23 protein-coding genes, 1 pseudogene and 1 riboswitch are annotated in these 25,953 nt (G+C 42.6%); of the genes and pseudogenes, 8 read left to right on the top strand and 16 right to left on the bottom strand.

The features are described from left to right. Positions 1-85 precede the first annotated feature (85 nt). Positions 86-967 carry a LysR family transcriptional regulator gene (locus MKZ13_RS16385; protein WP_221821387.1) on the bottom strand — a complete coding sequence of 294 codons (882 nt, stop codon included), beginning with the start codon at positions 965-967 and terminating at the stop codon, positions 86-88. A 176-nt stretch (positions 968-1,143) separates the two neighbouring features. Between MKZ13_RS16385 and MKZ13_RS16380 the strand changes: the two genes are divergently transcribed. After that, positions 1,144-1,938 carry an SDR family oxidoreductase gene (locus MKZ13_RS16380; RefSeq protein ID WP_221821386.1) on the top strand — a complete coding sequence of 265 codons (795 nt, stop codon included), beginning with the start codon at positions 1,144-1,146 and terminating at the stop codon, positions 1,936-1,938. A gap of 28 nt (positions 1,939-1,966) precedes the next feature. Continuing rightward, positions 1,967-2,308, top strand: a complete 342-nt coding sequence (locus MKZ13_RS16375; protein WP_221821385.1) for a nuclear transport factor 2 family protein — start codon at positions 1,967-1,969, stop codon at positions 2,306-2,308. Positions 2,309-2,427: 119 nt separating this feature from the next. On the opposite strand, the gene MKZ13_RS16370 is transcribed toward MKZ13_RS16375, so the two are convergent. The 7 genes from MKZ13_RS16370 to MKZ13_RS16340 form a co-directional block, all read right to left on the bottom strand. Beyond that, complete coding sequence (locus MKZ13_RS16370; protein WP_221821384.1) at positions 2,428-3,522, bottom strand: Ger(x)C family spore germination protein; 1,095 nt, start codon at positions 3,520-3,522, stop codon at positions 2,428-2,430. Beyond that, positions 3,519-4,664 carry a spore germination protein gene (locus MKZ13_RS16365; protein ID WP_260632757.1) on the bottom strand — a complete coding sequence of 382 codons (1,146 nt, stop codon included), beginning with the start codon at positions 4,662-4,664 and terminating at the stop codon, positions 3,519-3,521. Before MKZ13_RS16365 ends, MKZ13_RS16370 begins: the two co-directional genes overlap by 4 nt. Next, positions 4,637-6,097 (bottom strand): spore germination protein, encoded by a 1,461-nt coding sequence (locus MKZ13_RS16360; RefSeq protein ID WP_221821383.1) that lies wholly within the window; start codon positions 6,095-6,097, stop codon positions 4,637-4,639. The genes MKZ13_RS16365 and MKZ13_RS16360 overlap by 28 nt, the downstream gene beginning before the upstream one ends. Positions 6,098-6,547: 450 nt before the next feature. After that, complete coding sequence (locus MKZ13_RS16355; protein WP_221821382.1) at positions 6,548-7,630, bottom strand: nucleotidyltransferase domain-containing protein; 1,083 nt, start codon at positions 7,628-7,630, stop codon at positions 6,548-6,550. A 156-nt stretch (positions 7,631-7,786) separates the two neighbouring features. Further along, positions 7,787-8,053 (bottom strand): CD3324 family protein, encoded by a 267-nt coding sequence (locus MKZ13_RS16350; protein WP_221821380.1) that lies wholly within the window; start codon positions 8,051-8,053, stop codon positions 7,787-7,789. A gap of 294 nt (positions 8,054-8,347) precedes the next feature. Further along, entirely contained in the window at positions 8,348-9,433 is a 1,086-nt protein-coding gene (locus tag MKZ13_RS16345; protein WP_221821378.1) for an L-dopachrome tautomerase-related protein, read from the bottom strand. Between the two features lie 238 nt (positions 9,434-9,671). After that, the gene (locus tag MKZ13_RS16340; protein ID WP_221821376.1) at positions 9,672-9,983 is read right to left on the bottom strand and encodes a hypothetical protein; all 312 of its coding nucleotides are present in this window, start codon (positions 9,981-9,983) and stop codon (positions 9,672-9,674) included. A 157-nt stretch (positions 9,984-10,140) separates the two neighbouring features. Between MKZ13_RS16340 and MKZ13_RS16335 the strand changes: the two genes are divergently transcribed. The 5 genes from MKZ13_RS16335 to MKZ13_RS16315 are packed head-to-tail and all read left to right on the top strand — an operon-like array spanning position 10,141 to position 12,454. Further along, positions 10,141-10,383 (top strand): hypothetical protein, encoded by a 243-nt coding sequence (locus MKZ13_RS16335; RefSeq protein WP_036615405.1) that lies wholly within the window; start codon positions 10,141-10,143, stop codon positions 10,381-10,383. Positions 10,384-10,394: 11 nt separating this feature from the next. Next, the gene (locus MKZ13_RS16330; RefSeq protein WP_221821374.1) at positions 10,395-10,781 is read left to right on the top strand and encodes a spore coat protein; all 387 of its coding nucleotides are present in this window, start codon (positions 10,395-10,397) and stop codon (positions 10,779-10,781) included. Further along, complete coding sequence (locus MKZ13_RS16325; protein WP_221821372.1) at positions 10,778-11,914, top strand: zinc-dependent alcohol dehydrogenase; 1,137 nt, start codon at positions 10,778-10,780, stop codon at positions 11,912-11,914. The genes MKZ13_RS16330 and MKZ13_RS16325 overlap by 4 nt, the downstream gene beginning before the upstream one ends. Before the next feature lie 31 nt (positions 11,915-11,945). Then, positions 11,946-12,146, top strand: a complete 201-nt coding sequence (locus tag MKZ13_RS16320) for a hypothetical protein (RefSeq protein ID WP_221821370.1) — start codon at positions 11,946-11,948, stop codon at positions 12,144-12,146. Positions 12,147-12,157: 11 nt separating this feature from the next. Further along, a complete protein-coding gene (locus MKZ13_RS16315) occupies positions 12,158-12,454 on the top strand; it encodes a spore coat protein (RefSeq protein ID WP_047843175.1) in 297 nt (98 codons plus the stop codon). 164 nt (positions 12,455-12,618) lie between these two features. Here the strand turns inward: MKZ13_RS16315 and tenA are convergent, their stop codons facing one another. The 5 genes from tenA to MKZ13_RS16290 all read right to left on the bottom strand — a co-directional run bounded on the left by tenA (position 12,619) and on the right by MKZ13_RS16290 (position 21,000). After that, positions 12,619-13,281, bottom strand: coding sequence for a thiaminase II (tenA, locus tag MKZ13_RS16310; protein ID WP_221821368.1), 663 nt, complete (start codon positions 13,279-13,281; stop codon positions 12,619-12,621). A 113-nt stretch (positions 13,282-13,394) separates the two neighbouring features. After that, a riboswitch (TPP riboswitch) is annotated at positions 13,395-13,492 on the bottom strand. A gap of 207 nt (positions 13,493-13,699) precedes the next feature. Continuing rightward, on the bottom strand, positions 13,700-16,372 hold the full coding sequence (locus MKZ13_RS16305; protein WP_221821367.1) for an endo-1,4-beta-xylanase: 2,673 nt from the start codon (positions 16,370-16,372) through the stop codon (positions 13,700-13,702). Positions 16,373-16,670: 298 nt separating this feature from the next. Further along, the gene (locus tag MKZ13_RS16300; protein WP_221821364.1) at positions 16,671-17,522 is read right to left on the bottom strand and encodes a PRD domain-containing protein; all 852 of its coding nucleotides are present in this window, start codon (positions 17,520-17,522) and stop codon (positions 16,671-16,673) included. A 17-nt stretch (positions 17,523-17,539) separates the two neighbouring features. Next, positions 17,540-18,982 (bottom strand): glycoside hydrolase family 1 protein, encoded by a 1,443-nt coding sequence (locus MKZ13_RS16295; protein ID WP_221821362.1) that lies wholly within the window; start codon positions 18,980-18,982, stop codon positions 17,540-17,542. Between the two features lie 59 nt (positions 18,983-19,041). Further along, the gene (locus tag MKZ13_RS16290; RefSeq protein WP_221821361.1) at positions 19,042-21,000 is read right to left on the bottom strand and encodes a beta-glucoside-specific PTS transporter subunit IIABC; all 1,959 of its coding nucleotides are present in this window, start codon (positions 20,998-21,000) and stop codon (positions 19,042-19,044) included. A gap of 405 nt (positions 21,001-21,405) precedes the next feature. On the opposite strand from MKZ13_RS16290, the gene MKZ13_RS16285 reads away from it, so the two are divergent. Further along, a complete protein-coding gene (locus MKZ13_RS16285) occupies positions 21,406-22,611 on the top strand; it encodes a cytochrome P450 (RefSeq protein ID WP_339176764.1) in 1,206 nt (401 codons plus the stop codon). Between the two features lie 71 nt (positions 22,612-22,682). Here the strand turns inward: MKZ13_RS16285 and MKZ13_RS16280 are convergent, their stop codons facing one another. From MKZ13_RS16280 to MKZ13_RS16270, 3 genes and pseudogenes are all read right to left on the bottom strand, one after another. Next, positions 22,683-24,089: a glycoside-pentoside-hexuronide (GPH):cation symporter gene (locus MKZ13_RS16280; protein WP_221821358.1), complete on the bottom strand. Its 1,407-nt coding sequence runs from the start codon at positions 24,087-24,089 to the stop codon at positions 22,683-22,685. A 289-nt stretch (positions 24,090-24,378) separates the two neighbouring features. Next, positions 24,379-25,152, bottom strand: a complete 774-nt coding sequence (locus tag MKZ13_RS16275; RefSeq protein ID WP_313771463.1) for a glucose 1-dehydrogenase — start codon at positions 25,150-25,152, stop codon at positions 24,379-24,381. 533 nt (positions 25,153-25,685) lie between these two features. After that, positions 25,686-25,799: pseudogene (locus MKZ13_RS16270) on the bottom strand (alpha/beta hydrolase); the annotation flags it as partial. Positions 25,800-25,953 lie beyond the last annotated feature (154 nt).

The following is a 25,953-nucleotide window of genomic DNA, read 5'->3' as shown; positions in this document are numbered from 1 at the left end:
CAATCATTTTTCCTTGTGTTCAAATACAATAAAGTATGATTGTTTTCTCAGAAGAATTTCTTTTCAAAACTAAAAAATTTGGCGGTCATTCTCCTTGATATAAAGTATCCACATATTCAATAAACCTTTTCGCAGCTGGGGAAATATTATGATCATCTCTCCACTTTAATCCTATTTCCCAGTACCATCCTTCATCAATGATAGGGATCCAGACCAATTCATCTAACATCAACCCCAGCGTCTTAGGCAGTACTGATACACCTAGACCTGACTTAATAAAACCGGCTACAGTGATTAGGTCCTCCGCTTCATAAGCAGAAGCAAGAAAAAATCCGGTATGTTGGAACCGGGATAAAATCGTTGCTTTTAATCCACAGTTGTTTTTCAATCCAATAAAAGGCTCGCCAGATAGCTCTGCCAAACTAAGAGCGCTACAATCTGCATAACGATGTTGAGAGGGAACAACAATGTATAAAGGAACATTTTGAATCGTCTTCCAGTGATGATTATCCAAAGTAGATTCCCTCGATGTAATCATAATATCCGAAAATCCTTGCTCCAGATGTGCATCAATATCTCCTAAGTTCCCTTGTGTCAATTCGAACCGAACTTTGGGATACTTCAATTGATAACTTCGAATTAGGCTAGGGATTAATTCAACACCGAGAATGTTTAGATAAGACAACGTAATCACACCAGTATCCGGGTTGGACCACTCTTCGATTTCCTTTAGACCATTTTCAATATTATGTAGGGCTCTACCAATCCATTTAGAGAACATAGTACCGTTTCGGTTCAGCTTAATATTTCGTCCATTTCGTTCAAATAAAGGAGCTCCTATTTCGTTTTCAAGCTTGGCAATTGCATGACTTAAAGCGGGCTGAGTGATACCGAGTTTTTTGGAAGCCAAGGTCATATGTTCAAGCCGTGCAACGGTCATAAAGTATTCTAATTGTGTAAGTTCCATTGAGACACCCCTCTATATATAAATAATATTCATCATTTTTATTATTATAATAAATTGGACGTTATGAAAGTAGCAAGTGTAGTATTAGTTCTAGCTCCTCTCGAACAACACATTATGGTTTAGAGACAGAGCAATTTCAAATTAATCATTAAATACCATCACTAGGAGGAATAGTTATGCATAAAGAATTTGAGTTCTCTCTATCAGAATTTAAAGGTAAAAGGGTGCTTGTAACCGGAGGAACAAAGGGAATGGGGCAAGCAGTTGTAAAAAGACTTGCAAACGGCGGAGCTACAGTTCTTACTACTGCCCGTTCCCTATCTGCTGACTTACCCAATTCGGTCAAATTTGTTCAAGCAGATGTCGCCACACCTGAAGGTGTAGAGCACATAATTACAGCAGTAAAAGAGCAACTTGGAGGTATCGATATTATTGTCCATTGCGTAGGTGGATCAACGACACCACCAGGAGGCGCACTTGTATTGAGTGATGAGGATTGGCTTCATACATTAAATTGGAATTTACTCGCAGCAGTTCGACTAGATCGTGGTTTAATTCCACTTATGTTAGAAAATAATTCAGGCGTTATTCTTCATTTTACTTCCATTCAGAGACGTTTGCCTTTATATGAAACTACACTGGCTTATGCATCTGCCAAAGCCGCGCTGACTAATTATAGCAAGGGATTATCGAATGAATTTTCCCCTCAAGGAATTCGCATCAATACATTGTCTCCCGGGTTTATTCAGACAGAAGCAGCTGACGCATTAATTGATCGGATCGCAATGGAAACCGGAAGTCGAGAAAGTGCGCTCGAACAACTTATGACTTCACTCGGAGGTATTCCAATTGGCCGGCCAGGATTTCCTGAAGAAGTCGCTGAACTGCTCGCATTTCTGGTCTCAGACCGAGCAGCATCTATTACAGGTAGTGAATATGTCATTGATGGGGGAACTATCCCTACCGTCTAAAAATTAATGAATAAAGGGAGAGAACAATATGGACCTCAATCATTTACCGTCTGTAATTGGCAAATACATTACTGCATCTAACAAGCCAGACCCGGTAGTATTTATAGATTGTTTCTCAGAAAATGCTGTCGTGTTGGATGAAGGGAAAAAGCGAAATGGGAAACAGGCGATTCGGGAATGGAGTGATCAAAACCATTTCGCGGCGAATGTAACGTTAAAGCCAACAAAAGCCAAAAAAATAGGTGATGAAATTGTGTTAACATGCGAGTTGGATGGTACCTACGATAAGACTGGTCTACCCGATCCACTATTATTGAATTATCATTTTGTTATTGTTGACGATAAAATCGTCAGACTTTCCATTTTCTAAAGATATCCAAATGGCTTGTCCGCCACGGGCTGCAGTAATAAGCTCTCTTTGTACATGATTTGAACAAAAAAGATGCCCCCACAATGATGTATTTGATCATCTGGGGGGCATCTTTTGAATCACGACAGCCGTTCAACATTAATCAAAGGCTGTATTTTGATGTCGAAGTCAACATTAATCTTCATATTTTCCCAATATTTCAACCATTGCTCTTCCGTTATTGGTTTAGAAAAAGGCTTAAGTGAATGTGTTCCGACCTCTAAGGGATCCACTTTCAACCGTTGCATACTTTTTAATAATTCTGACGTTTGTTCCTCAAGGTATACCTCAATCTCATGAATTAAATGTTCCAATTCTTCCTCGTTTTGAATATTCTTATCTCCCTGATATTCCTCAATTCTTCCTTTCAGTCCCACATGTAAAGACAAGGATGAATAGTCACTCGATAGTTTCATGCGAATATTGGATCGAACACGTCCTAAACTGATCGATAACTTTGGAATGGCCAAGACTTTTAAGAAATGATCGTTATCCAGAAGTTGAAAAATTTCATCGCTTACGTCTTGAGTGACCATTGTTTCTTTGTCATTTCGGAACAAGGCCGTTCCAACGTAATTGAAATTGTTCTTATCCGCTTGAAAAACGGGAAGAATCGGATCCTTAAGAGGAGAATATAACTTCTTCATAAATTGATGAATATTGACAATGCTCATTTCACCCTGGTTATGCTTCTCGTAATGCCTTAACATCCGATAAAGAAAATAATCTTGGTTTTCTTGCTTCGTCAATTGATTTTTTATGTATTCATCAAAATCCCCTCTAACAACCACTAAATAGACACGCATTGAAATATCGGGATCTACCAATATCGTATTGATCAGCTTTTCAATACCTTCTTCTTTTGCCAGTTTCTCATTGATTAATAATATTCGCAGCTGCCCCTGTTTTAGTTCCCGATAATAAATTAAATTAAACTCCTTGCCTCCCTGCTTTATCAGATCAACTTCCTTGGAGAGAAATCGTTTTTTTTCTTTGATGAGTGGTGGTACTAAAGTGCTGATTTTAAACTTTCCCTCCGTCCCCTTGTCAACCGACCAGAAAACGACCGGAGCGATCTCTTCGATCAGATTGTTTTCGACATATGGAGCAGAGCAGCCGGTTATCCACATAAGGCTTACAATTGCCAATAAACCATAATACTTGTATGGTATCATGCCTGCATACTCTCCTTTCGTTTAACCACAGTGAAAAGGATCGCAGGAACAAGCAAATAAATGAATGCTCCTAGCCAGATTTGAAGGTTCAGTAACATCGTTTGACCCGGAACCGTTTGCCATAACCATTGATCCATTATGATGATACTTATCAAAATGACGAACCAACTCGACAATAATCCAGTCAGGGTTGTACTTGAATTCATTTTTTTCATAAAAACTCTTCCAGCTCCATAAAAACACAACAACAGAATTGAAATGTCAAATACGTAATTAAACATATGGAAAGAGATAAGAATGTACTCGATTCGTTCTAAACCGCTCGTTTGAAGATAGCTCCCCATGTATGCTACCGGAAAGTTGATCTTGCTTAAGAAGTTGGAACCATAGAACAATACCGAAGCTATGAACAATAATGAAAATTCCAAAATCGTCAGCATGTTGCCCATGACAAGATATTTGGTTATTTTTGTGTTGGAGCTTATCCATGGAACAATAAAGGCCAAATACACTGGACCGGAAAATGCCGACCATATAAACAACAAACTCTGCCATGATTGCCCTGACCATTCGGTGGGGATTAGAGGATACAAATCGCGGTAATCTGAAATCGATGAAAAGAAAAAAGGAATAAACATGAGTAAGATCCACGCCCCGCATAGAAAGGCGATAACGACAAAACGCAATGTTTTCTCCATGCCATGTGAAGCCACAAATAAACTGATTGATAGAATAACGAGGATCAGCCACGTTTTATTCATTGATGGATAAATAAAACTATGGAGCATTTCAACGTAACCCAGAGTGATGATTGAAATTTTCAACAGTATTATCAAAAAACCAAGTATCGCGAAAATGTGAACCGTTCGTTTTCCAAAAAGCTGTACAAATCCTTGATAGCCTTTGGCTGCATAACTGGAAGAAAACCATCTGGACAGCATCATCAAATTAAGTTGAGACAGCAGCCCCAAGGCGACAATACCCCAAACCATATAGGAATGGACCAAATAAACGGGCATGATTAGAACAAAATAATGCATTTGCGTACGATTAACCAATAAAAGGAAATGGATGCTACCAAGGGTGGAGGTTTGCTTGAATAAGGATAGAGTCTTCATTTCTTCATCTTCTCCTGTCGCCATTTCTGTAATGGTTTTAGATTACTCGGACGCGTTTTCATCCAAATCAAAGGCCCGCGAATAAAGAGGTCAATCCAATCCTTCCCGTAAAAAGGAGAAAGAGGTGCCAGATAAGGTTGACCTAATGACGTTAGTGCATGGAGATGCGCAAGAATCCCGATTAGCCCGACCACGATTCCTGGCAGCCCAAGAACCGATGCAAGGATAAGAAGAAACACTTGCAACAGAACCATGGATTTTGTCATTTGATAGTTGGGAACTAAAAAGAAAGCAATAGCGGATATACCCATCAAAACAATTAATACTTTACTTGCAAAGCCTGCCTCTACAGCCGCTTGTCCAATGACAATACCACCGATAACCCCTAGAGTTTGACTGGTTTTGGTCGGCATTCGCAAACTTGCTTCTTTGATGATTTCCAGCGTTACGATCATGAAAATTCCTTCCACAAACGGAGTAAAGGGCAATTTGCTTCTCGATTCCAATAATACGAAGAGAATCGGCAGCGGAACCATTTGGTAATGAAATGTCGTTAACGCAACATAAAAAGGAATCATCGTCAAAGAAATAATAAAACTTCCATACCTCATTAAACGTAAAAAACTGGCTACCGGCCAACGAAGGAAGTAGTCTTCTGGTGATTGGAATAGATGGAATAATGTAATGGGACAAATTAAAGCAAACGGTGAATTGGAGACTAATAAAGTCAGCTTACCCTCACCTAAGGCGAAGGCGCAGGCATCCGGCCGATCCGTTTGTAGAAACTGGGGAAAGACCGTATGGTTATGATCTTCAATAAAAGCTGCAAGCTGTGCGGAGTCTAAAAACTGATCGAAATCCACACTTTCAATTTTCTCTCTTGCAATCGAAACAAATTCCGGATTAATTATTCCGTCTATGTACATTAACACAACTTTTGTTTTACTCAGTGATCCGATAGTGAAGCTTTCCGTTTTTAATGTCGTTATAGGCAAACGTCTGCGCAACATTGTAATGTTATTATCGATTTGTTCGCTGAAGCTATCTTTCGCTCCATATATAACAGTTTCCGTTTGGGAAGGTTCAATTGCCCGGCCAAGAGGATTTTCCAACTGTATGCCTAGCCATTGATCGTTGACTGAATCGTATAGAAGAATATATCCTTGCATTATTTTTTGCCCAGCATCTTCGATCGATATAACTTCTGAAACATCAGAATTGATTATGCATGAAGAAAGCGAATTTCCGCCTGATTGATGAAGTGGCTGAATAATCGCCTCGTTTAAACGCTCTTGATCTATTAACGTTTTTATAAATAAAAGATGGACTGAAGCACTCGTACCTATTTTGTGCTCAATGATTTCGGCATCTTCCATATGGTTTAATATCTGTTTTAAATCATCAAGCCATGTAGACTTTTGATGATTTTTCATTTGAGGCTCGTATTTTTCAACCATGGTCTTCTCCTTTATCAAAGTAATAAAATGGTGATAAGGTTAATATCTTGTCCTGTAATCGAAAAATCATACGACCGGCAATGTGTATACTAAGCCTCATCATGTTTGAGAATGAGGGTAAATCGGGATCGGGATTCTTTTATTCGGTGAGAATGCATGTGGTAATCTGTTTTTTTTTTCAATGCATATGAAAAAACCTCAGCCGGTAAAGCGAGCTGAGGTCAATAAATTAACGATTAATATTTTTTTAGTTGCTACAACTGTTGGTTTTAATTCTGTTGGCTTTCGCATTAGGTGCTTCGAATACCCTGATTGGAACTACTAGAGTTGCACCTAACTTCTTCATTTAATAATTTCAACCTCTTTATCCCCTGCTGACTTCGCAACCTCTAACGTTGTTTTACCTTCAATTACAGTCCCGTCTCCGCGGACTTATAAATGAATGTAAGGTCAGTGATTCATATAATGGGCATATAGTTGCTCGTAGGTTGTAAAACGTTCGACTTCTCTGCCGACCTTATTATACTCGTCTAGATATTCGTCCATCACTTCAAGGAACTTCTCTTTTATAACTGGTAGATTGCTTGCATCAAAGTACTGCATAAGATCAAATTTCTGAGTTCCTTTCTCTACAGCCATTTCATCAAGATACCCATGTGCTCCAAAGGCCGAAAGAAAGACGTAGGAAGCATTGTTCGTTATAACACTGTTCAAAATTTTATTGCGGTAGTTGCACCACAATTCTTCATATGTTCCCCTCAGATTATCAAAGGTCGGAGCCGGTTTAACAATGAAGTTATCACACATTGTGCTATGTAACCTCGTAACGCTATTCAACATATTAAAAGATGTTATTCGAATATCTTCAATGGTATGAGCTTCGATGATTGACATGTATAAGGATTCGAGATTATCCGGAACATAGCGAAACGAACGTATCTCTTCCAAATATCGCTTGATCCCTCGTTTGATGCACGTGTTATTCATACTCACCAAGGCATTGACTAGATTATACAGAACCTCAGCAGATGCATATCGCACTGAACCGATATCTTCACTAAGCATCGTATCGCTGTATGCTTGCTTAGCCAGGTCGATCCATTTATTTGCTCGATTAAGACACGCTTCTCCTATCGGTTTTGCAAGTGCATCAAGAGCTTTTTGCTGGAAGTTGTTCAATTTCTCCAAATCCTCAGGCTTAGCATAGTAGAGTACTTTGAGCTCGGTTAGGCTTGATACGTTGGGACTCTCCAAGGTGGATTGCTCTTGCAGTCTTGAATCCCATGGCGTGCAATAGATGTCATATCCAACGTCGTCCAAGATGAAGCAGTCGGATATTTCCCATCCCTTTTCTGTATTATTAATGATAATTAAATCAAGATCGCTCTTCTCGTGAAAGTCACCGGTGCTAAATGAACCAGTAAGCCCAATAATGGCGATATCCTCTAGAAAATCTCTTTTTACGCGTTCAATCACCATGTTAATGAGCAGTTCATTTTTGTCCAGCAGCTTCTTCTTTATGATTTCGTTCATTCGTTACACCTCTTTGTATGATCCGGCCGTCCTTCATCACAACAACCTTAACTTGAGTCTATCGACTTAGAGGTACGGTTACTATGCATAAGTTGATTTAAGTCATCTTTGCACAAAATCCGCTAAACCGTCGAAACGACGAGTTAGCGGATTTCATTAGTTCTTTGTATAGACTATTTTCTTTATGCTTTCGCAGGACAAGAAATACCGACCCGCCAACTCCTCTATTCTGACTCCATTGTGGAATAAGGATTTAATCTCAGCGTTTCGAGCAGAGACCCTGCTCTTGCTCTCTGTTTTCTCGCCCCATTTTAGGTGTGCCTCTTTGGGCTTTGGGATATAAACCAATTCCCCTTGAACGTATTTTTGAATGATCCGTAACAATTCTTCCGGAAAAATAGACTCGGCTTTTGAATATTTCATGGGCCTCACTCCTTATTTAATAGATCAATAAGGTGCAAAGCCAGTTCGTAGAATATTACGATTCGTCGTTGGCAATGTGATTATTCCTGGGCTCTATGCAAAGCATTGCCATATCCTTCACTGGCTTTGCATAGAGCCGTGCATGTAAGAATCCTACCCCGATTGTTTTCAATAGCCTCACCTCCATAGAAAATAGATAGTTGCTATTTGCTTATTATATCAGGGCTTGTTGTTAAATTGTTTAATTATGTCTTTTGGGGCTGACACGATTGTACGCGTAAAGTGGGATGTATATCAAAAGGTAGGAGCCGGTAATTCATCAACTTTTATACGTAGTAAACTATAAGGTTTTTGTCGCAGGTCTCTTCCATAATGAAATCTCGCCTGCCTATGTAATTGGTTCACAATTACATATAAGTATTGATCCGGACCAATAGAAAACGTATCTGGCCATAAAACTCGGGGATCATGAGCGATGGTTTCCATGATTCCATTTGGCAATATCTTTCGAATACTATCGTTTTCATAATCTCCAGCATAAACGTTTCCTTTTGCGTCCGTGATCATCCCATCAGATGCACCCTTCTCTCCCCAATACTGCACAAGATCACTTAACTTAAAATCCGGTATCGTTCTGTCTCTTAACGATTCTGTTGAGATCGAGTATAGCTGGCGACTGGTTAATGGACAATAGAATAACATTTTTCCATCTGGGGAAATGGCTATACCATCAGAGGCCAATCGAAACGGAGATGTCGAACCATCCGCGTTTCGATTCATCAAAATTTTACCTTCCACTTTTGGCACAAAATATGGATCGGGTGAGGTTGAGCTTGCTCCATGCAACCGTCTATACGCATTTCCGTTTTCTAAATTTACGACGATAATAGCACCTGGACCATTGGAAGAAGAATCCGTTATATATGCGTAACCTGCTTCTCCTACACGAAAGTCAAATCGGACATCATTCAGATACGTTGTCGGCAAGACGACATCATCTGCAAATGTATATACTTTTCTTATTGTATTTGTTTCTAAATCTACCGCGACTAATTTTGCCCCTCCTTTAATTGGCTCAGAAAAATTTGGTGCAGCCGTGTCCAGTACCCACAGGGTCCCCCTTCCATCTGCAACAACACTTTGAACACTGATGAAGGACATAACAATATTTAATGGGTTGATCAAATTTGTTTCTACATTAGGATAAGGTTGCATCTCACCCTCAACAATTTCCGCTACCGTAAATCTTACGTCATCTCCCCATTTCGGAAAGCAAATAAAGATACGCCCGGTTTCGGATACACTAACGCCTGTAGGCATAGCCCCGTAAAAGGAATGAACGAGTTCCAACTTACCAAAATATTCTTCCATAGGTAACATAGGCTGTATGATGTCCTCCTCAACATAGTTGAATAGATATTACCTATAACTATGTTCAAGACTTTTTCTAATGCCTGGCCCTTAATCATTCTTTTTTAACCTCGATTTTGAAATTGTCCGATACATCTAAAAATACTAAAAAACTTCGGCGTAAGCCGAAGCATGTTGACGTTAACTATATGTGTTCTAGGAAAAATGCTTCCAAAACTCTGCCAAGCTTATCTGTACCAAAACCGTTTTATTGTTGGTCCGGCAGACGTAATGCGTTTGCTGAAGTTAGCGCTTGATCTAAAAATTCCTCTGCTCGGGTCAATTGCTGCCTGGCGATCTCCAACGCTTGTGAATTTGTTGCATTAGATTCACTTAACAAGCTTATTGCCTGATTTAAAGCCGTCTGCACCTCAGAAACCGCGTTAGATGCATGCTGCTCTAGCGTATTACTACCACTCGAGTTAAGTGCATCTTCTGCCGGTTTTCTTGCGTTTTCGGTTGCTAGATCAATTTTGTTTTTATTGGGCACCGTGACTTCTCCTTCCTTCAGTAAAATCATTCATTTAGACAGAAATAAGTATGGGATTGAGATTTTGTTTATATCCCTGCGACTGATGGGAATATTCGGAACTTACCTCTCCGGTGATCCATATTAGTATAAGATCCGATGCATTGGAAAATCTAATCTTGATGAAAAAGGAGGGGATCATTTCTGAATGGCTAATCCAACGCTAGCGCCGCACGAATCGATGGAACTGCATGAAGCGTTAAACTTCAAAACGCTCTGCATCGCTAAGTCGAAACTTATGCAAGGCCTGGTCTTTGACCAAGAGCTAAAAGCATTAATGCAGAAAGACGTAATTCAATCCATACAACAGATCGCTGAGCTGCAAGCAATCTACGCAAGAGCTCCTTTTCAAGCACCCGTTCCGAATAATCCGACACCTATAACACATTAAGGGGAACTCAGATGAATACCGATTATTTAGATCCGATTAATTCATTGAATATGCCGGAAATGGCAGATATGACTTTTGCCATGGACTTCCTTCTTCGTGCCAAGGAGGGGGTACGTAATATGTCCATCGCCCTGACGGAAACGGCTTCACCGGATGTAAGAGCCCTGCTGCATACTCATCTTAAGCAGGGGATTGCAATGCACCAAGAAATCTCGGAGCTCATGATTCGCAAAAAATGGTTTCATCCTTATGAGCTGAACGAACAGTACCAACTCGATCAGCTTTCGGCGAAAAATACGGTGATGATCGGGCAGATGAATCTGTTCCCGGGAGATACGTCACGTAAAGGGATGTTTGATCGGACCCCAGATGAGCATATTGGAGGACATAAAGCATGAAGGCGGTAACGTATCAAGGGGTTAAAAATGTTGTGGTCAAAGAGGTGCCGGATGCGAAGATTGTGAAACCGGACGATATGATCGTAAAGATCACCAGTACCGCCATTTGCGGTTCTGACCTTCATCTGATTCACGGGATGATCCCTAACCTTCAGGAGAACTATGTCATCGGACATGAGCCGATGGGGATCGTAGAAGAAGTAGGTCCTGGCGTGACCAAGGTAAAAAAAGGCGACCGTGTGATCATTCCGTTTAACATCGCATGCGGAGAATGCTTTTTTTGCAAAAATCAGCTGGAAAGCCAATGTGACAATTCCAACGAGCACGGGGATATGGGCGCTTATTTCGGCTACTCCGGAACGACCGGCGGATATCCCGGCGGGCAAGCCGAGTATTTACGGGTCCCATTTGCTAATTTTACCCATTTTAAGATCCCTGAGAACTGCGAACAACCGGACGAAAAGCTAAGTTTGATCGCCGATGCCATGACGACAGCATTCTGGAGCGTAGATAACGCCGGCGTTAAGAATGGTGATACAGTCATCGTGCTCGGCTGCGGTCCGGTCGGACTCCTGGCCCAGAAGTTCTGCTGGCTGAAAGGTGCTAAGCGGGTCATAGCCGTCGACTATGTCGATTACCGCTTAAAGCATGCAAAGCGAACGAACAATGTGGAAATCGTAAACTTCGAACAGGATAAGAATATTGGGAACACTCTCAAAGAAATGACCAAAGGCGGCGCCGATGTTGTGATTGATGCGGTAGGAATGGACGGCAAGATGAGCGATCTTGAATTTCTAGCCAGCGGTATGAAACTGCAAGGCGGCACCATGAGCGCATTTATCATTGCATCTCAGGCTGTCCGCAAAGGTGGTACCATTCAAGTCACTGGGGTATACGGCGGACGTTATAACGGATTCCCACTCGGTGACATCATGCAGCGAAACGTGAATATCCGTTCCGGACAAGCTCCGGTCATTCACTACATGCCATACATGTACGAGTTGGTGACGTCTGGCAAAGTGAACCCTGGGGACATTGTTACGCACGTCATTCCGCTCAGCGAGGCCAAGCGGGGCTATGAAGTGTTCGATACAAAAACGGACGATTGCATTAAAGTCATCTTAAAGCCTTAAATATGAGTAGATACACGGGAGGACAATCTGAATGAATTCCACTTACGCTTTGCATGAGATGCTCGAGGTGCATGAAATAGCTGCGTTCAAGACGGTTTGCATGACTAAATGTAAGACGATGCAAGCTCTGGTAACCGACCCGGAGCTCAAACAAATTTTGAAACAAGATGCGATATTATCACAACAGCAGCTTCAGGAGCTCGGTGGAGTGCTGTCTAAAGCGACTGTATAGGAGATAAAAAAATGAACCCAATATTAGAACACATGACTGGTCTTAATACGCTGACCGATGACGTGATTGCAATGGATTTTTTGATGAACGCCAAGAGCAGCGTCAGAAACTACGCCATGGCTGTGACCGAATGTGCCACCCCCGAAATCAAACAAATTTTGATGAAACAGCTCGATGAAGCCATAGACTCTCATGAAAAGATATCAAATTACATGGTGCAGCATGGCTTATACCACCCTTACCATATTGCAGAGCAAATTCAGCTCGATCTGAAAAATATTCAAACTGCTATGAACATTCCGTCCTGACGCCCTTTTTTCGGTATCGTTGCAGCTCCACGAGAGAAACAAAAGGTAACAAACGAAAGCTCGTATGAAGCAAGGGGGGATAACCTCCCTCTTCAATACGAACTTTTATGCCCTCTTATTGTTTATGGACGCTGCTCTCTAAATTGAATTAACTACCATTGAACTCAAAGCTCCAGCCTCCATGACATCTCCCAAAAATCAAGCTCAAAGCGACTGCACATCACGAAAATATCTTCCATCCGTTGGTACGTTCCCTCGCTACAGCCTTCTAATAACTTATCCGTTAACGTCACAAGGGATTGATTGTTGCTGTTGTATTCAGAGGAAGCATATCCTGTGATCCAATCTCCATAAAAAGGATGATCAGCTGCACCTGGCTTTTGAGCAAGGACTTGACCAATCTCTGCATAGCTCCATGAACAGGCCAGAATGGATACAAGTACTTCTGCTATACCACCCGCATGGGAAACAGAGAGCATATAGTTAGTATAGGCTGCATTTTTCAGTGCAGGTTTTACCTGAAAAACATGATCCTCTGTAATCTCTAGTCGTTCCATATAAGATCGATGAATTTTCATTTCGCCATTCAGGATGTTATCTACATTTTTACTAAAAAACTGCATCAATTTGGGGTCGTGCGACTTGACGATACCTAGTGCAAATACGCGGGCATAATCGAACAGGTACAAGTAGTCTTGCAACAAATAATAACGAAATTGTTCAACCGGTAAGGAACCATCTCCGATCCCTTTCACAAAGGGATGCTCAAGACATTCCTTCCACACAGGCTGTGCCGCCCGATATAGTCTCTCTGAAATAGTCAACATATGTTCCTCCAATTCATAATGTACGTATTTAAAAACAAAAAAACGAAACATCCATAGGATGTTTCGCAGACAAATACACTAAAACAAGAGGGTTCGCATGAGCTACCCAAGTACAGTGTTTCATCGTTGCATCCCTACGTTGGCATTATCCAAATCAGGTAAGGTCGGTTTAACACCCTCTCAGCCGGTTAAGGCTCCCTCGCAAACGGTTGTATGTAGTTGATTACTTTCTTATCCGCATAAAAGAATAAAATAACATCCATTTAGTATATCAAGGGCTGTTTAATACAGTCAAGACAGATTGTATCACGCCTCATCAGCTTGAGTGACGTCTTTAAATGATGAAAACCATCACAACAATGGTTGAGTTTTATCCACTGTTATGATGGTTTCTATTCTTACAATTATTGTCGATGGTTTAATGACCGAGCTTGTTCTTTCCGACAAAAGTGAGTATTCCGTACTGCGAAGTGTTTCTCCAGCTCTCATTGGTCGTATCATTCCATTTGGCTACGTTCTGTTTACCTCCGCCCTGGTTGTCGTTAATTTGAAGATCGAAACCGAGAACATTTCCTGCTTTGGGCGTCAGTGATTGCAACTGGATTCTGGCTTCTACGAGATATCCTTTATTTGTTTTCTTCACAGCACTTACAAGGCGTCCGGGTGAGGCACCCCCTGCAAAGGTTCCCACATTGTCTGCACTGATTCTGAACTGGGCATCATCATATTGAAAATACGGTGTGCGCTGGTGATTCTCGTCCAGGAAAATCTCAACCGAATCCTGATCCCATGGGTTGATGTTATCTGTGATGATGTTTGGATCAGTGACGTCGATCAGCAGGTATAGATACTCACCTGTCCACATTGCCCGAGCGACTGCCTCTGCACCTTCGTTCTCATTCAACCGTTTTACTTCAAATGGTACAGCCTTATTCCATGATGTGTCTTTCTTCCCATCAATCTGAACAATCCCTTGTACAGCTTGTGCAGATTTGGGCATAGGGGCAAGCTGAATCACGCCGTATTTGCTTGTATCCTGTTCCTGAGATTGTGTTCGATCATTCCAGTACATTGGATTATAAGGTTGTGTCCCACTTGAACCGCCATCAGTCACACGGATATCCAATCCGGCTTCATATTCTGATCCGACTTGGATACCACCCCACGGAATGGACAATTCAACCTGATATCCTGCTTTGGTCTCGCGTACACGATATGAACGCTGCTCCACGCCCTCAGCTTTGCCCGACCGCTTAATGATTACGTGTCGGTCATCTGCTTCATATGAAGTGGTCTTGCCATTATTGAGATCAACAAAGATATCTACTCTGTCGTTCACATCTGCCTTCGCATCCTGAACATCCACAAGGATATACAGGTTACTTTGATCCCATAAGGTGCGGAAACTGGCTGATCCCGAAGAGTCGCCCTTCAGTGGAGTAGACACCGCTTTGTTCCAGAGTGGATCTTGTGAATGTTTTTTGATATCCGGTTTACCCGAAAGTGAGACGGCTCTCTGTGTCAAAACAGGCAAGCCTGATTCATCCACGAGCCCCCAGTATGCTTTTTTGGCCTTCAGGGCTGAATCAAACAGCATAGCCTGGTTGTTGTAAGACTTCTCATCTTGGAGTCCCCATAAGGTAACTGAAGAGATGTGATCTTTGTGTTTTTGGTACAAATCCAACAGTTCCTTATATCGATACGCCTGTTTTACCGCAACTTCATCCGACATCTCTTCACCAAATGGAATTCCGCTATCCACATCCAGTTCCGTGATCTGAATATCCAATCCAAGTTCGGCGAACATGTTGATCGTTTTTTCAATTTCCTTGATGGGAGGGGATTCCAGGTTATAGTGGGATTGCAAACCCACACCATCGATAAGCCCCTTATCTTTCAGTCGTTTGACCAACTGAAACATATGCTCTCTTTTCTCAGGGACTTCCGTGAAGTATTCGTTGTAATATAATTTGGCATTCGGATCTGCTGCACGAGCGAATTCATAGGTTTTCTCAATGTAATCCGGACCGATTAGTTCATAAAAGGGACTTTTACGTAAACCGTTGGCATCACCATTGCTATCCGCAATCGCCTCGTTTACCACATCCCAGGCATAGATCTTACCTTTGTATCGGGTCATGACGGTTTCAACGTAATCCTGAATCCGGGCAAGCAGTAATTCTCGACTCGCAGGGTTACCCTGAGGATCTTTGAACATCCACTCTGCTGCATCAATATGCCACAACAACGCATGTGCGCGTACGCCCATACCATGCTCCTCGGCGAACTGAACATATTGATCGGCTGCCTCGAACTCATAAACACCCTCGGAAGGAGACATGTACTTCGGTTTCATCTCATAGGTTGCGGTCAAGCTGTTAAAGTGCTTTGTGAGAAGTTGTCCATATGCGCCTTCCAACTGCCAGCGATACACCGCTGCACCAATGGGGAAATCATCTTGATACAGGTCCTCCAGAGACCGAATACCTTCTTCAATCTCCAGTTGCTCGGCCAGAGTAAATGATACATCATCCACATAGAACGATAACGTATCTACGCTACCTTCAGAGATGTAGGGTGTTTCGATGAACAAATTCAATTCAGTGGGATCATCGCTATACTGAAATTTTCCGGTGATCTTGTGCCATGTATTCCACTCTGCTTTGGCAATTTTCACGCTACCGATCGGGTTCCAGCTTTCAGCAGTTGTTTTTTTATATGTGGTGAGCTGTAGTGTTTGATCCGTGATGGGCTCCTGGGTAAGTCTTACATATGCCGTAATTTCGTACTCTTGGTTACGCTCAAGCAGATCCTTCATGGATAACATCGGTCCATGATAGGAACGCTCACGGTTGGCGATCAGCATACTGGACTGACCTTCGTGTGCCTCCTGCTGTGTCACTGTCAGCCTTTCGTTACCTGTACGTGGAGTCCATCCCTGAAGTGTACCGTCTTCAAAGTTTGTACTCAAATGGCCTCCTTCCACTTCCGTAACTGCCTTGGCTGCATGTGAGACATTCGAAAATGGAAGCATGGCAAGTACGAGCACAAGAACCAAGGCTGTTATATTCCATTGACCTAACCGTTTCATACAATTCCTCCTCTTGATCTGGTCTAAGTATTTCTGAACGGATTAACATCCAGATAAATAGATTATAGCTCTTTAGATAGCGCTTACATATAACGAATTTACAATAATTATAATAAAATGTTATCAATTGGTAATTATGATTTTAGGAATCAGAAGTTCGTTAATCATGGAATATCAAAAAGCCGCTACATATTTGCAAAAATAAAAGACCGTTTCCCGATAAAATACGAGAAAACGGTCATAGTTAGAAAATATCTTTCCCGAAAAAGAGTTAAGGGAATACAACTTTAACTTTGCTTTATAATCGTCCATCATCACCCTGTTCCTCCTGGACAATTCGAGCAATGTGAATCATCAAATATAATAATTCCTCGTTCGATATGGAGATGTCCAGCATATTCTGCACGTAGGTTTTGATCATCTCCGCGCATTTGTATTCAAGCGGATGCTCCTTCACCATGTGCTGAAATATAAAATCTTTCGCCGAATTGCCCAGACGCCCTTCTTGTAAACGCTGGATGAAGAATTGCAGGTGTGTGACAAGTCTCACATAATGGATGGAATTTTTGTTCAATTGCATATCAAGGGTGTATTGTATCAGATTAAAAATATCTTTTAACATCTTAACGGATTGCATCGTGCGCTCCATATTCTGTTCATGCGTTTGGGCATTCACGAAATGAAAAGCGATATTCCCTGCTTCTTCTTCCGGCAGTTCAACCCCCAGTTCTAGATTCAGCAACTGAACGGCTTCAAGGCCAAGTTCGAATTCAACAGGGTGAAACCTCTGGATCTCCCATAACATGCGATTCTGTAGTGCTACACCTTTTTTCCATCGTTCAATGGCAAATGACAAGTGATCCATAAGCGTAAAGAAGATTTGGTCGTCAAGAGACAACTTTTCTTTTGCATTGGTAATCAGTTTATTTATGACATTCACATGTTTTTCCGGCATGTTTTCGATGGTTCGTACGTAAGCCTGCGCAGACGGATTATTTTGCAGAATGAATCGTTTTTGGATGTGTTCTTCATCCAGTCGCTCGCCAACTTTGCCTTTGAACGCCAACCCTTTTCCCATGACAATCATCTCTTGCCCCTGTTCATCTTTGGTCAGAAGCAAGCTGTTATTTAATATTTTGATTACTTTCATGCATTCATCACGATCCTTTATTCTTTCGTGACCGCCTGATCCGAATTTCCGATACATCTGCCATTTTGTTTAATGACCTCTTGATACCACGAGAAGCTTTTCTTCTTCAAACGCTTCAAGTCTTTCAGATCCTGTTCACCACGGTTTACATAGATCATGCCGTAGCGTTTCCCATAACCCTGATGGGTGCTTACCACGTCAATAACGGACCAAGGGCAATAACCAATCACATCCACACCATCCGTCAGAGCCAGTCTGATCTGTTCCAGATGTTTCTCAATAAAATCAATCCGGTACGTGTCGTTAATCGTGTAATCTGCCTCGAGTATATCTGGGGCTCCTATACCATTTTCCGTAATTAGAATCGGGAGACCATATCGTTCACATACCTTACGCAATGTTAACCTTAGGCCAATCGGATCGATGACCCAGCCATATTTTGTTTTTTCGGTATAAGGATTCTCCGCGGCTCGGTAGACTCCCTGCTCACCAAGCATAATTTGCTGATCACCCGCACGAGCTGTAACATCCGACGCATCTCCCATACTGGCGGCAATGGTTGCCGTCGAGTAGTAGTTGATTGCTACCAGATCGGGGCTGCCAGACTGGATATCTTCCATGTCACCCTGCTCAATAACCGGCTCGATGCCGCGTTCCTGTACATAACTCCAGAATAATGGATTATACCGTCCCCACACCGATAAGTCGAGAAAACCCCATCCACGAATTGTCTCCCAGTTATGTGCAGCGATTGCATCTGCTGGTCTGGAGGTTGCCTGGTACATGGAGGTCATGTTTAATGCAGGACCAATCTTGCCTTGCGGGAGCATATCATGAAATAGTCGCATCGTTCTGCCTTGAGCCACAAACATGTGATGATTTTGCTGATACAGTTCCTTACTGGAAGGCAGACGTCCGCCTTTTGGTGTACCAATAGCACCGGGATGGAGAATCATTGTATTCTGCTCATTAATGGTCAACCAATATTTCACTTTATGCCCGTAATGCTCAAACAAGATACGCCCGTACTCCACAAAGGCATCAATCGTCCCCCGGTTGTTCCATCCTCCGGTTTTCTCAAGCTCGTAGGGTAAGTCGAAATGATACATGGTCACAATGGGCTCAATACCATGGAGCAGCAATTCGTCAATTAATTGGTGATAAAAATCGAGTCCCTTTTCATTAACAGGCCCTGTGCCTGAAGGCAAGATTCGAGTCCATGCAATCGAAAAACGATATGCTTTGAGGCCCAGCTCTGCAAAAAGCTTCACGTCTTCTCTGAATCGGTGATAGTGATCGCTCGCAACCGTGAAATCGGCGGTTCCAGCCGGATGATCACACATATCGATGACGGACAGGCCTTTGCCATCTTCGTTCCAGGCTCCCTCGACTTGGTAGGCCGAGGTAGAGCCTCCCCACAGAAATTCATTGGGGAATGGTTTGGTGTGTTGATATAACATCTCAAACACTCCTTCATTTTAATGTTGATTAAGATATATGACGGACCATATTAAGCTTGTTACGAAAGGTGGATAATCGTCGCTCCAACCTCCACAGGACTCTGCTTCTCCAGCTTAATGTCCGGGAAACGATCCGAATTGGCGATAATGATCGGGGTTATGACTTCGTAGCCTTCTGCCTTGATGGCGTCGATATCAAAGCGGATCAACAAGTCCCCCCGTTTTACGCGATCCCCTACTTTAATGGAAGAGTCGAAGTGTCGCCCCTTCAGGTTTACGGTATCCACTCCAATATGAATGAGCACCTCTTCTCCATCGTAACCATTTAATTTCACCGCATGTTTGGAGTCCATGAAAGCCGTAACTTCACCTGCGATCGGAGCATACAGTTCTCCTTTGGCAGGAATGATAGCAGCGCCCTTACCCAGTAATCCCAAAGAGAAGACATCGTCTGGTACACGGTCTAGATGGACTAATTCCCCTTGCATCGGACTTGCGATCGTAAGTGGGCGTAATTCATTTTGGGTTGGTCCATTCGCATTTGTTGTTGCAACTGACTGCGTGCTTAGAGTGTTGTCTTGAAAAGACAGCCCGGAAAGTGTCTTGTCATCGTTAACGTTGGTATTGCCTTCTTCTTCATCATCCACTGGATCCTCAAAACCAATGATCCATGTCAGAGCAAAAGTAACGATAAAAGCGATCAGACAAGTCACAATGGCATGAACGATGTTCATCGGATTGCTTCCAATGAAGGCAGGTAACGCGGCAAGACCCGGAGAAACGAAGGCATAACGTACTAATCCGGTCAGACCAGCATATATCCCTGCTACACCACCACCAATCATTGCGGCAATTAAGGGTTTCTTCAGTTTCAAAGTTACTCCGTACAAGGATGGTTCCGTGATGCCCAGTACGGCGGTGAAACCGGATGAAGCAGCGAGCTGTTTCAGTTTTTTGTTTTTTGTTTTTAATGCTACAGCAAGGGTGGCCCCACCTTGAGCAATATTGGACGCGAGCATTCCCGGGCCGTTGATCATTTCATATCCATTTTTGGTTAGTTGGCTAGTTGCAATCGGTGTCATCGCCCATGCAGTGCCTGTTACGATCAGGAATGGTTGCAAAGTTCCCATTAACAAAGGAATCAGCCAACTGGCTCTGGCATTAATCGCTTCTGCACCCATGGCAACCAGATCATTCAGGTACGTTCCGAAAGGTCCAATCGCCACCAATGCAAGTGGTGCTGTAATCAATAGTACAAGCATTGGTTTCGTGAAAAATTTGATCATTGAAGGCGATACCCGATCCGCGAAACGTTCAATATAGGACATGAGCCAAACGACGATAATAATCGGCAGCACGGAGCCCGCGTAATCGGTTAGTCGAACTGGAACACCGATGAAAAACACATCTTTTCCTTCCGCCATCATGGCGCTCCATCCCGGGTGTAACAACACGCCGGCAACTGTCATCGCCAGAATGGGACTAGTTTCAAATTTAATGGAAGCTCCATAAGCCAGCAGAATAGGCATGAAATAAAAAGCCGCGTCCGCAATGGTATTAAGAATATAGTAGTTTTGGCTTTCCGTCGTTACAAGGCCTGTCAGCACAAGTACGGCTAATATCGCTTTGATCATACCCGCGCCAATGATTGCCGGAATTACCGGAGTAAATGTTGTTGAGATCACGCTGATGAATCTGGAGATCCAGCTCTGTTTTTGTTTTGGTCCGTTATTTTTGCCAGAATCCGATTTGGATTCCGCACTTCGGGTAGCAGAACCCATCTGCTGAGTGATAACTCGGTAGACCTGCTGCACCTCATTGCCCACAACGACCTGATATTGTCCACCATTGTTCACAACGGTAATGACACCTGGAAGTGCTTTGAGTTTTTCTGTCTCCGCTTTGGAGATATCGTGCAGTTCGAATCGTAGTCGGGTTGCGCAGTGCGTAAGCCGAGCGATATTATCCTTCTTCCCAACCAATTCCGTAATCTCTTGTCCCAACTTGCGATAATCCATACCAATGCCTCATTTCTGAATTTGGATATAAAAAAGACCAAAACGATATGCCTTCCCCTACTCACATAAGGAAAATGCAAATCATTTTGGTCATGCCTGCTTTACCAGTAACAGCCAAACACTGCTAATATTTAATTCGTTGTAGATGTAAACGTTTACTGGATCATAATATCACACAATAAATTTGTTAGCAATCACTTTATTCGACATTTTTCTGCATTTTGATATGAAAATGTTTCTTCATCTGTGACCCTAAGAGTATCTCTAAATAATTGATATTCAGTAAAACATTTCATTTAATTGCTAAATAAGTGTGATTTATGGTACCTTTAAAACAAATAATGATAGTTTGGCTATCATTATTTGGAGATTTCCACAAACTACATTAAAGGATGGCGAGGAGACATGCAGACTGATAACAGATCGATCGTTATTCATCAGGTATCTAATTTAGAGACACCTGAAGAACTTTGGAATCCATATGCTTATTATGAGTACATGCTGGAGAATCATCCCATCTATTTTGACGAGAAGCAGCAAGTATGGAATCTGTATCGTTATGATGATGTCAATTCCGTTCTAACAGACTGGAAACGGTTCTCCAGTGTTCGTAAACGGAGTGTATCCCCGGTTCCACCGGTAATTACCCGAGTGAACATCAATTCTGTTGATCCCCCTGTTCAACGTGATATTAGAAAGTTAGTCTCTAGTGCCTTCACCCCACGTCAGTTAAAAACCTGGGAGCCTCAAATCGCGGCTATCGTTGATGAGTTAATGCTTGAGATGAAGACGAAAGATGATGTGGACATTGTTCGAGACCTAGGGGTTCCACTTCCTGTTACTGTCATTGCCGATCTACTTGGGGTAGAGAGGCAACACCGGGCACAGATCAAAGCCTGGTCTGACATGTTATTTTTCCCCAATGCCACAGGTAATGAGCAGGAGCAGATGAATGCGAAGTATGCGGCTATGCAAGAATTTAACGAATTTTTGCTCCCCATTGTTCAGCAGAAGAGAAAGCATCCTGCCGAGGACATTATTTCCGATCTCACACTTGCCGAGCTGGATGGGGATCAACTAACCGATGAAGAGGTTGTTACCTTTAGCTTGGGCCTCCTTGCTGCTGGGAACGAAACAACGACTAACATGATAAACAGCCTGTTCTACAGTTTTATGTATGATCAACCCGGAATCTATCAGGATATTGCCGCAGATCCAGAACTGATAGAGAATACTGTTGAAGAATCGTTAAGGTATCGTTTTCCCACGACACTTGATCGTGTGGTAGTAGAGGATACAGACATCCTTGGCGTGCCTATGAAAAAAGGAGATGTTATATTAACCTGGCTGGGTGCAGCCAACAATGACCCTAGACATTTTCCCGAACCTTCCCGCTCCAACAGCAATCGTCATCTCTCGTTTGGCAAAGGACCTCACTTTTGTCTGGGCGCTCCATTAGCCAGGCTAGAGGGCCAACTGGTGCTGAGAGGGTTCACGAATCACTTTTCCAATATTACTGCAAAAATCAAATTTGAAGCGGCAAGCCAGCTCTACCCGGGTACACAGACTCTTCAAAACCTGCCAGCCATCGTAACAACCAAGCTTTTTTGAACTAATTTCATCAAATTAAAAGTGCCCTTACACACAAGCGATTGGCTGTGTGTAAGGACACTTAAATCTTGTTATGCCTTTCTTCTACCTTCAAGCTCTCTAATAATCGTTGGATATTCCTTGTCCAGCTTGTTTTTGTAAAGGAATACTACAAGAAGAATGAATACAACAATGGGGACGTATATATTCAACGCGATGATGGCCTGCTTTGCTCCTTCTCCTTGGGTTGTAGCTTGTTCGACATATCCTCCTAGCGCGAGGAACCATCCAATCATTGCTGTGCCAATGGCTGTGCCTACTTTTGAACCGAAACCGATGACACTATTCGTTAAACCAACAAGTCTTTTGTTAAATTTCCATTCGCCGTATTCAATCGTGTCTGTGACCATTGCTCCACCTACTGCCATTAGCGGAATTGTACCAAGCGTTTGGAAGATAGAACAGATCAGACCCAATGTAATGCTCTCGGGAGCGACTAACCGAACGGCTGCTCCGAGGAGTCCGATTAATATACCGCCGAGGGCTGTATTTCGCTTGCCATAACGTTTGATGAATGGTCCGGACAAGGCAAATCCGATAATAACCGGAATCAAACCAATAGCACCCATAATGCCGATCAGGCTTACATTGCCCCAAATATATTTGGCATAATAACTTCCTGCTGCCACGCCCAGAGCAAACAAAATGCTAGCGAGAGCCATTACGAAGAACATATATACCCAGTATTTATTGGCAAAGAGTAATTTCAGTCCTTCACGAATCGGCGTTTTATCCTGAAACATGCCAAGCTCATCCAATTGAACATTGTTGTACTTTTCCCTATTGGACAGGAATGAAATGAAAATCCCGATTGCTGCAACACCAGCAAAAATTGATGCGAGCAACGTCCAGTCACTTCTGCTATTGCCCATGGCTGTAACGATTGGAACAAATGCAACGGCAACAACCATACCTGCCAGATACCCGCTGCTTGAACGGATAATACCCATTAAGGAACGCTCGTAACTGTTACGCGTTGTTAACGCCATCAAACTGTTATATGGAATCGAGGTTGGAGTAAACACCAAAATGTAGAATACAAGATTCGTAATAATCGCATATATAATTTTGCCTGTAGAACTTATATCCGGCACGGAAAACATTAAGAATAATGAGATGAACATTGGAATGGTCATCCATAACAACCAGGGACGAGCTTGCCCATACTTGGTTTTGGTCCGATCCACCAGTACACCCATACCGATGTCTGCAAACGCATCCAAAACTTTGGTAAGCAGCATTACCGTACCGACTACAGCGGCAGACACGCCAACGACATCCGTATAATAATACGTGATCAAACCCAACAATCCACTTGAAATGTTTAACCCGAACTGTCCCATTGAATCGCCAATTAACTTTTTCGTTGGTATTTCCCGGGGTGGCTGAGCCGGCGTATTATCTACTTTAATATGCTGCTCGTTCACTGCAACTCCCATAACACTCGCCTCCGTTACTCTTCATGTTGAATTTCTCTTCCTCTTCTATACTTTCATTTTATGTCCTGGCATATATAACAGATATAGCGCATTGTTAAGATCAAATAACGCAATCCAAACAGAAGGTATTCCTGCTGTTTGAACGACAAAAAAACTGACTCAGGTATACTGAATCAGTTTTTGGTCCATCTGTTTTATGCACGATTCTTATGAATAAAATGAACCGAAATAGATCAGGAATCGGCTTTAAAATCGCTAGAACCATGTTCGAAAGACTTGCTGTTACTCCTTAAAGTGTCAATCCACCGTCTGCTACAAGGATAGAGCCTGTCATATAACTGGAGCCGTCCGATGCCAGGAATGCTACGAGTTCAGCCAGCTCCTCTGGCTCCGCAAAACGCCCAATTCTCATATTTGGGAATTCTTCGGGCATATAATCGCTTTCTTGTAACATTTGCGGAACAGCTGCGGTCAGCGAAGTGGCTACACCCCCAGGGCAGATAGCATTTACCCGAATGCCCTTTCTGACGTACTCAATCGCTGCTGCTTTTGTCAATCCGGCAACACCGTGTTTACTCGCTGTATAAGCGGCCAGACTGTGCTCAGCTCGAAGCGCCGTGGTTGATGCTGTATTTATCACATGACCGTAACCTTGTTGAACCATCACGTTGAGAGCGTGCTTCATCCCCAGGAAGATCCCCTTCAAGTTGACGTCAATGATACGGGAGAAATCGTTCAGGGATGTTTCATGGAAAGGCTGGAACTTCTGAATGATTCCTGCATTGTTGAACGCGACATCGATTTTACCAAATGTTTCAATTGCTTTTTGAATATAGTTTTCTACATCCTCTTCCTTGGATACATCAGCTTGAACAAAGATGCCCTCGCCATCCTGCTCCTTCACAAGCGCAAGTGTCTCTTCCCCTGTTGTTACATTGTAATCCACCAGAACGAGCTTGGCTCCTCTCGATGCCATCAACACTGCACTAGCTCGGCCAATACCGCTACCAGCGCCTGTGATGGTAATCACTTTGCCTGCAAACGAATCGGAGTTGGTATTCACAGCTTTGCTCGCTTTAGGAGCCTCTGCAGATTCGAAGGTTACGTTAGCAAGATCCGCTTTCAGTGCGGACAAAATGTCTTCTGGCAGATCGACCTGTGGAACGGCTGCGAGTTGATCCAGCGTAAAATGGGAAGCCATTTTGAATGATGGCTCGTTAATGAATTCAGGTAGATGTTTGGTAAGCAATGTTGTTGCTTCATCATTATTCAATAGTTCCGAAATTTTAATGTTTTCATTGTAAGTTGTCATAGTTGTTTCCTCCAAATTTCATTTTGATAGTTTTACTATTATATTGATATAAATACTATCATTTTGTGTCTTTTTTTGCAATTCGTCATTTTAATAGATTAGGAACGAGCCCGAAAATGGCTAAAGGACTTATTCTGTTTATGCTGTGTTTCCTCCAGTGTTATGTCACCGAAATAGTCTTTAGCCCATCGTTAAGCTGCTTCTGCTCTTCCTCGGTTAACAGGTTCCACGCCTGGAACGGGCGCAGGAAAAATATCACTCATCTCCTCCAGAATACAAGGATAACCAAGAATCATTGCATTAGGCCGAGTGGAACCCATCGTCCCCAAAGCTGCAGCAAGATGGCCCCCTGCGGAGAAGCCGCATACCGCTACTTTTTGAGGATCCAGTCCGCACTGTTGGCCCGCTTGAGTGTCAACGCTTCCTCCGTATCATTCAATGGTTTTGGAAATACAGCATGCTGATTGAGTGAATTTCACAGGATAAAGACTTGATAACCTTCAGCCAAAAATGCCGTAGCAAACGGGTTCAGCTTCTCGATCAGAACAAGCT

The sequence above is a fragment of the Paenibacillus sp. FSL R5-0701 genome (genome assembly GCF_037973995.1).
Lineage (GTDB): Bacteria > Bacillota > Bacilli > Paenibacillales > Paenibacillaceae > Paenibacillus.
The sequence above is the reverse complement of the archived record's forward strand: the minus strand, read 5'-3'. Positions and strand labels throughout refer to the sequence as shown.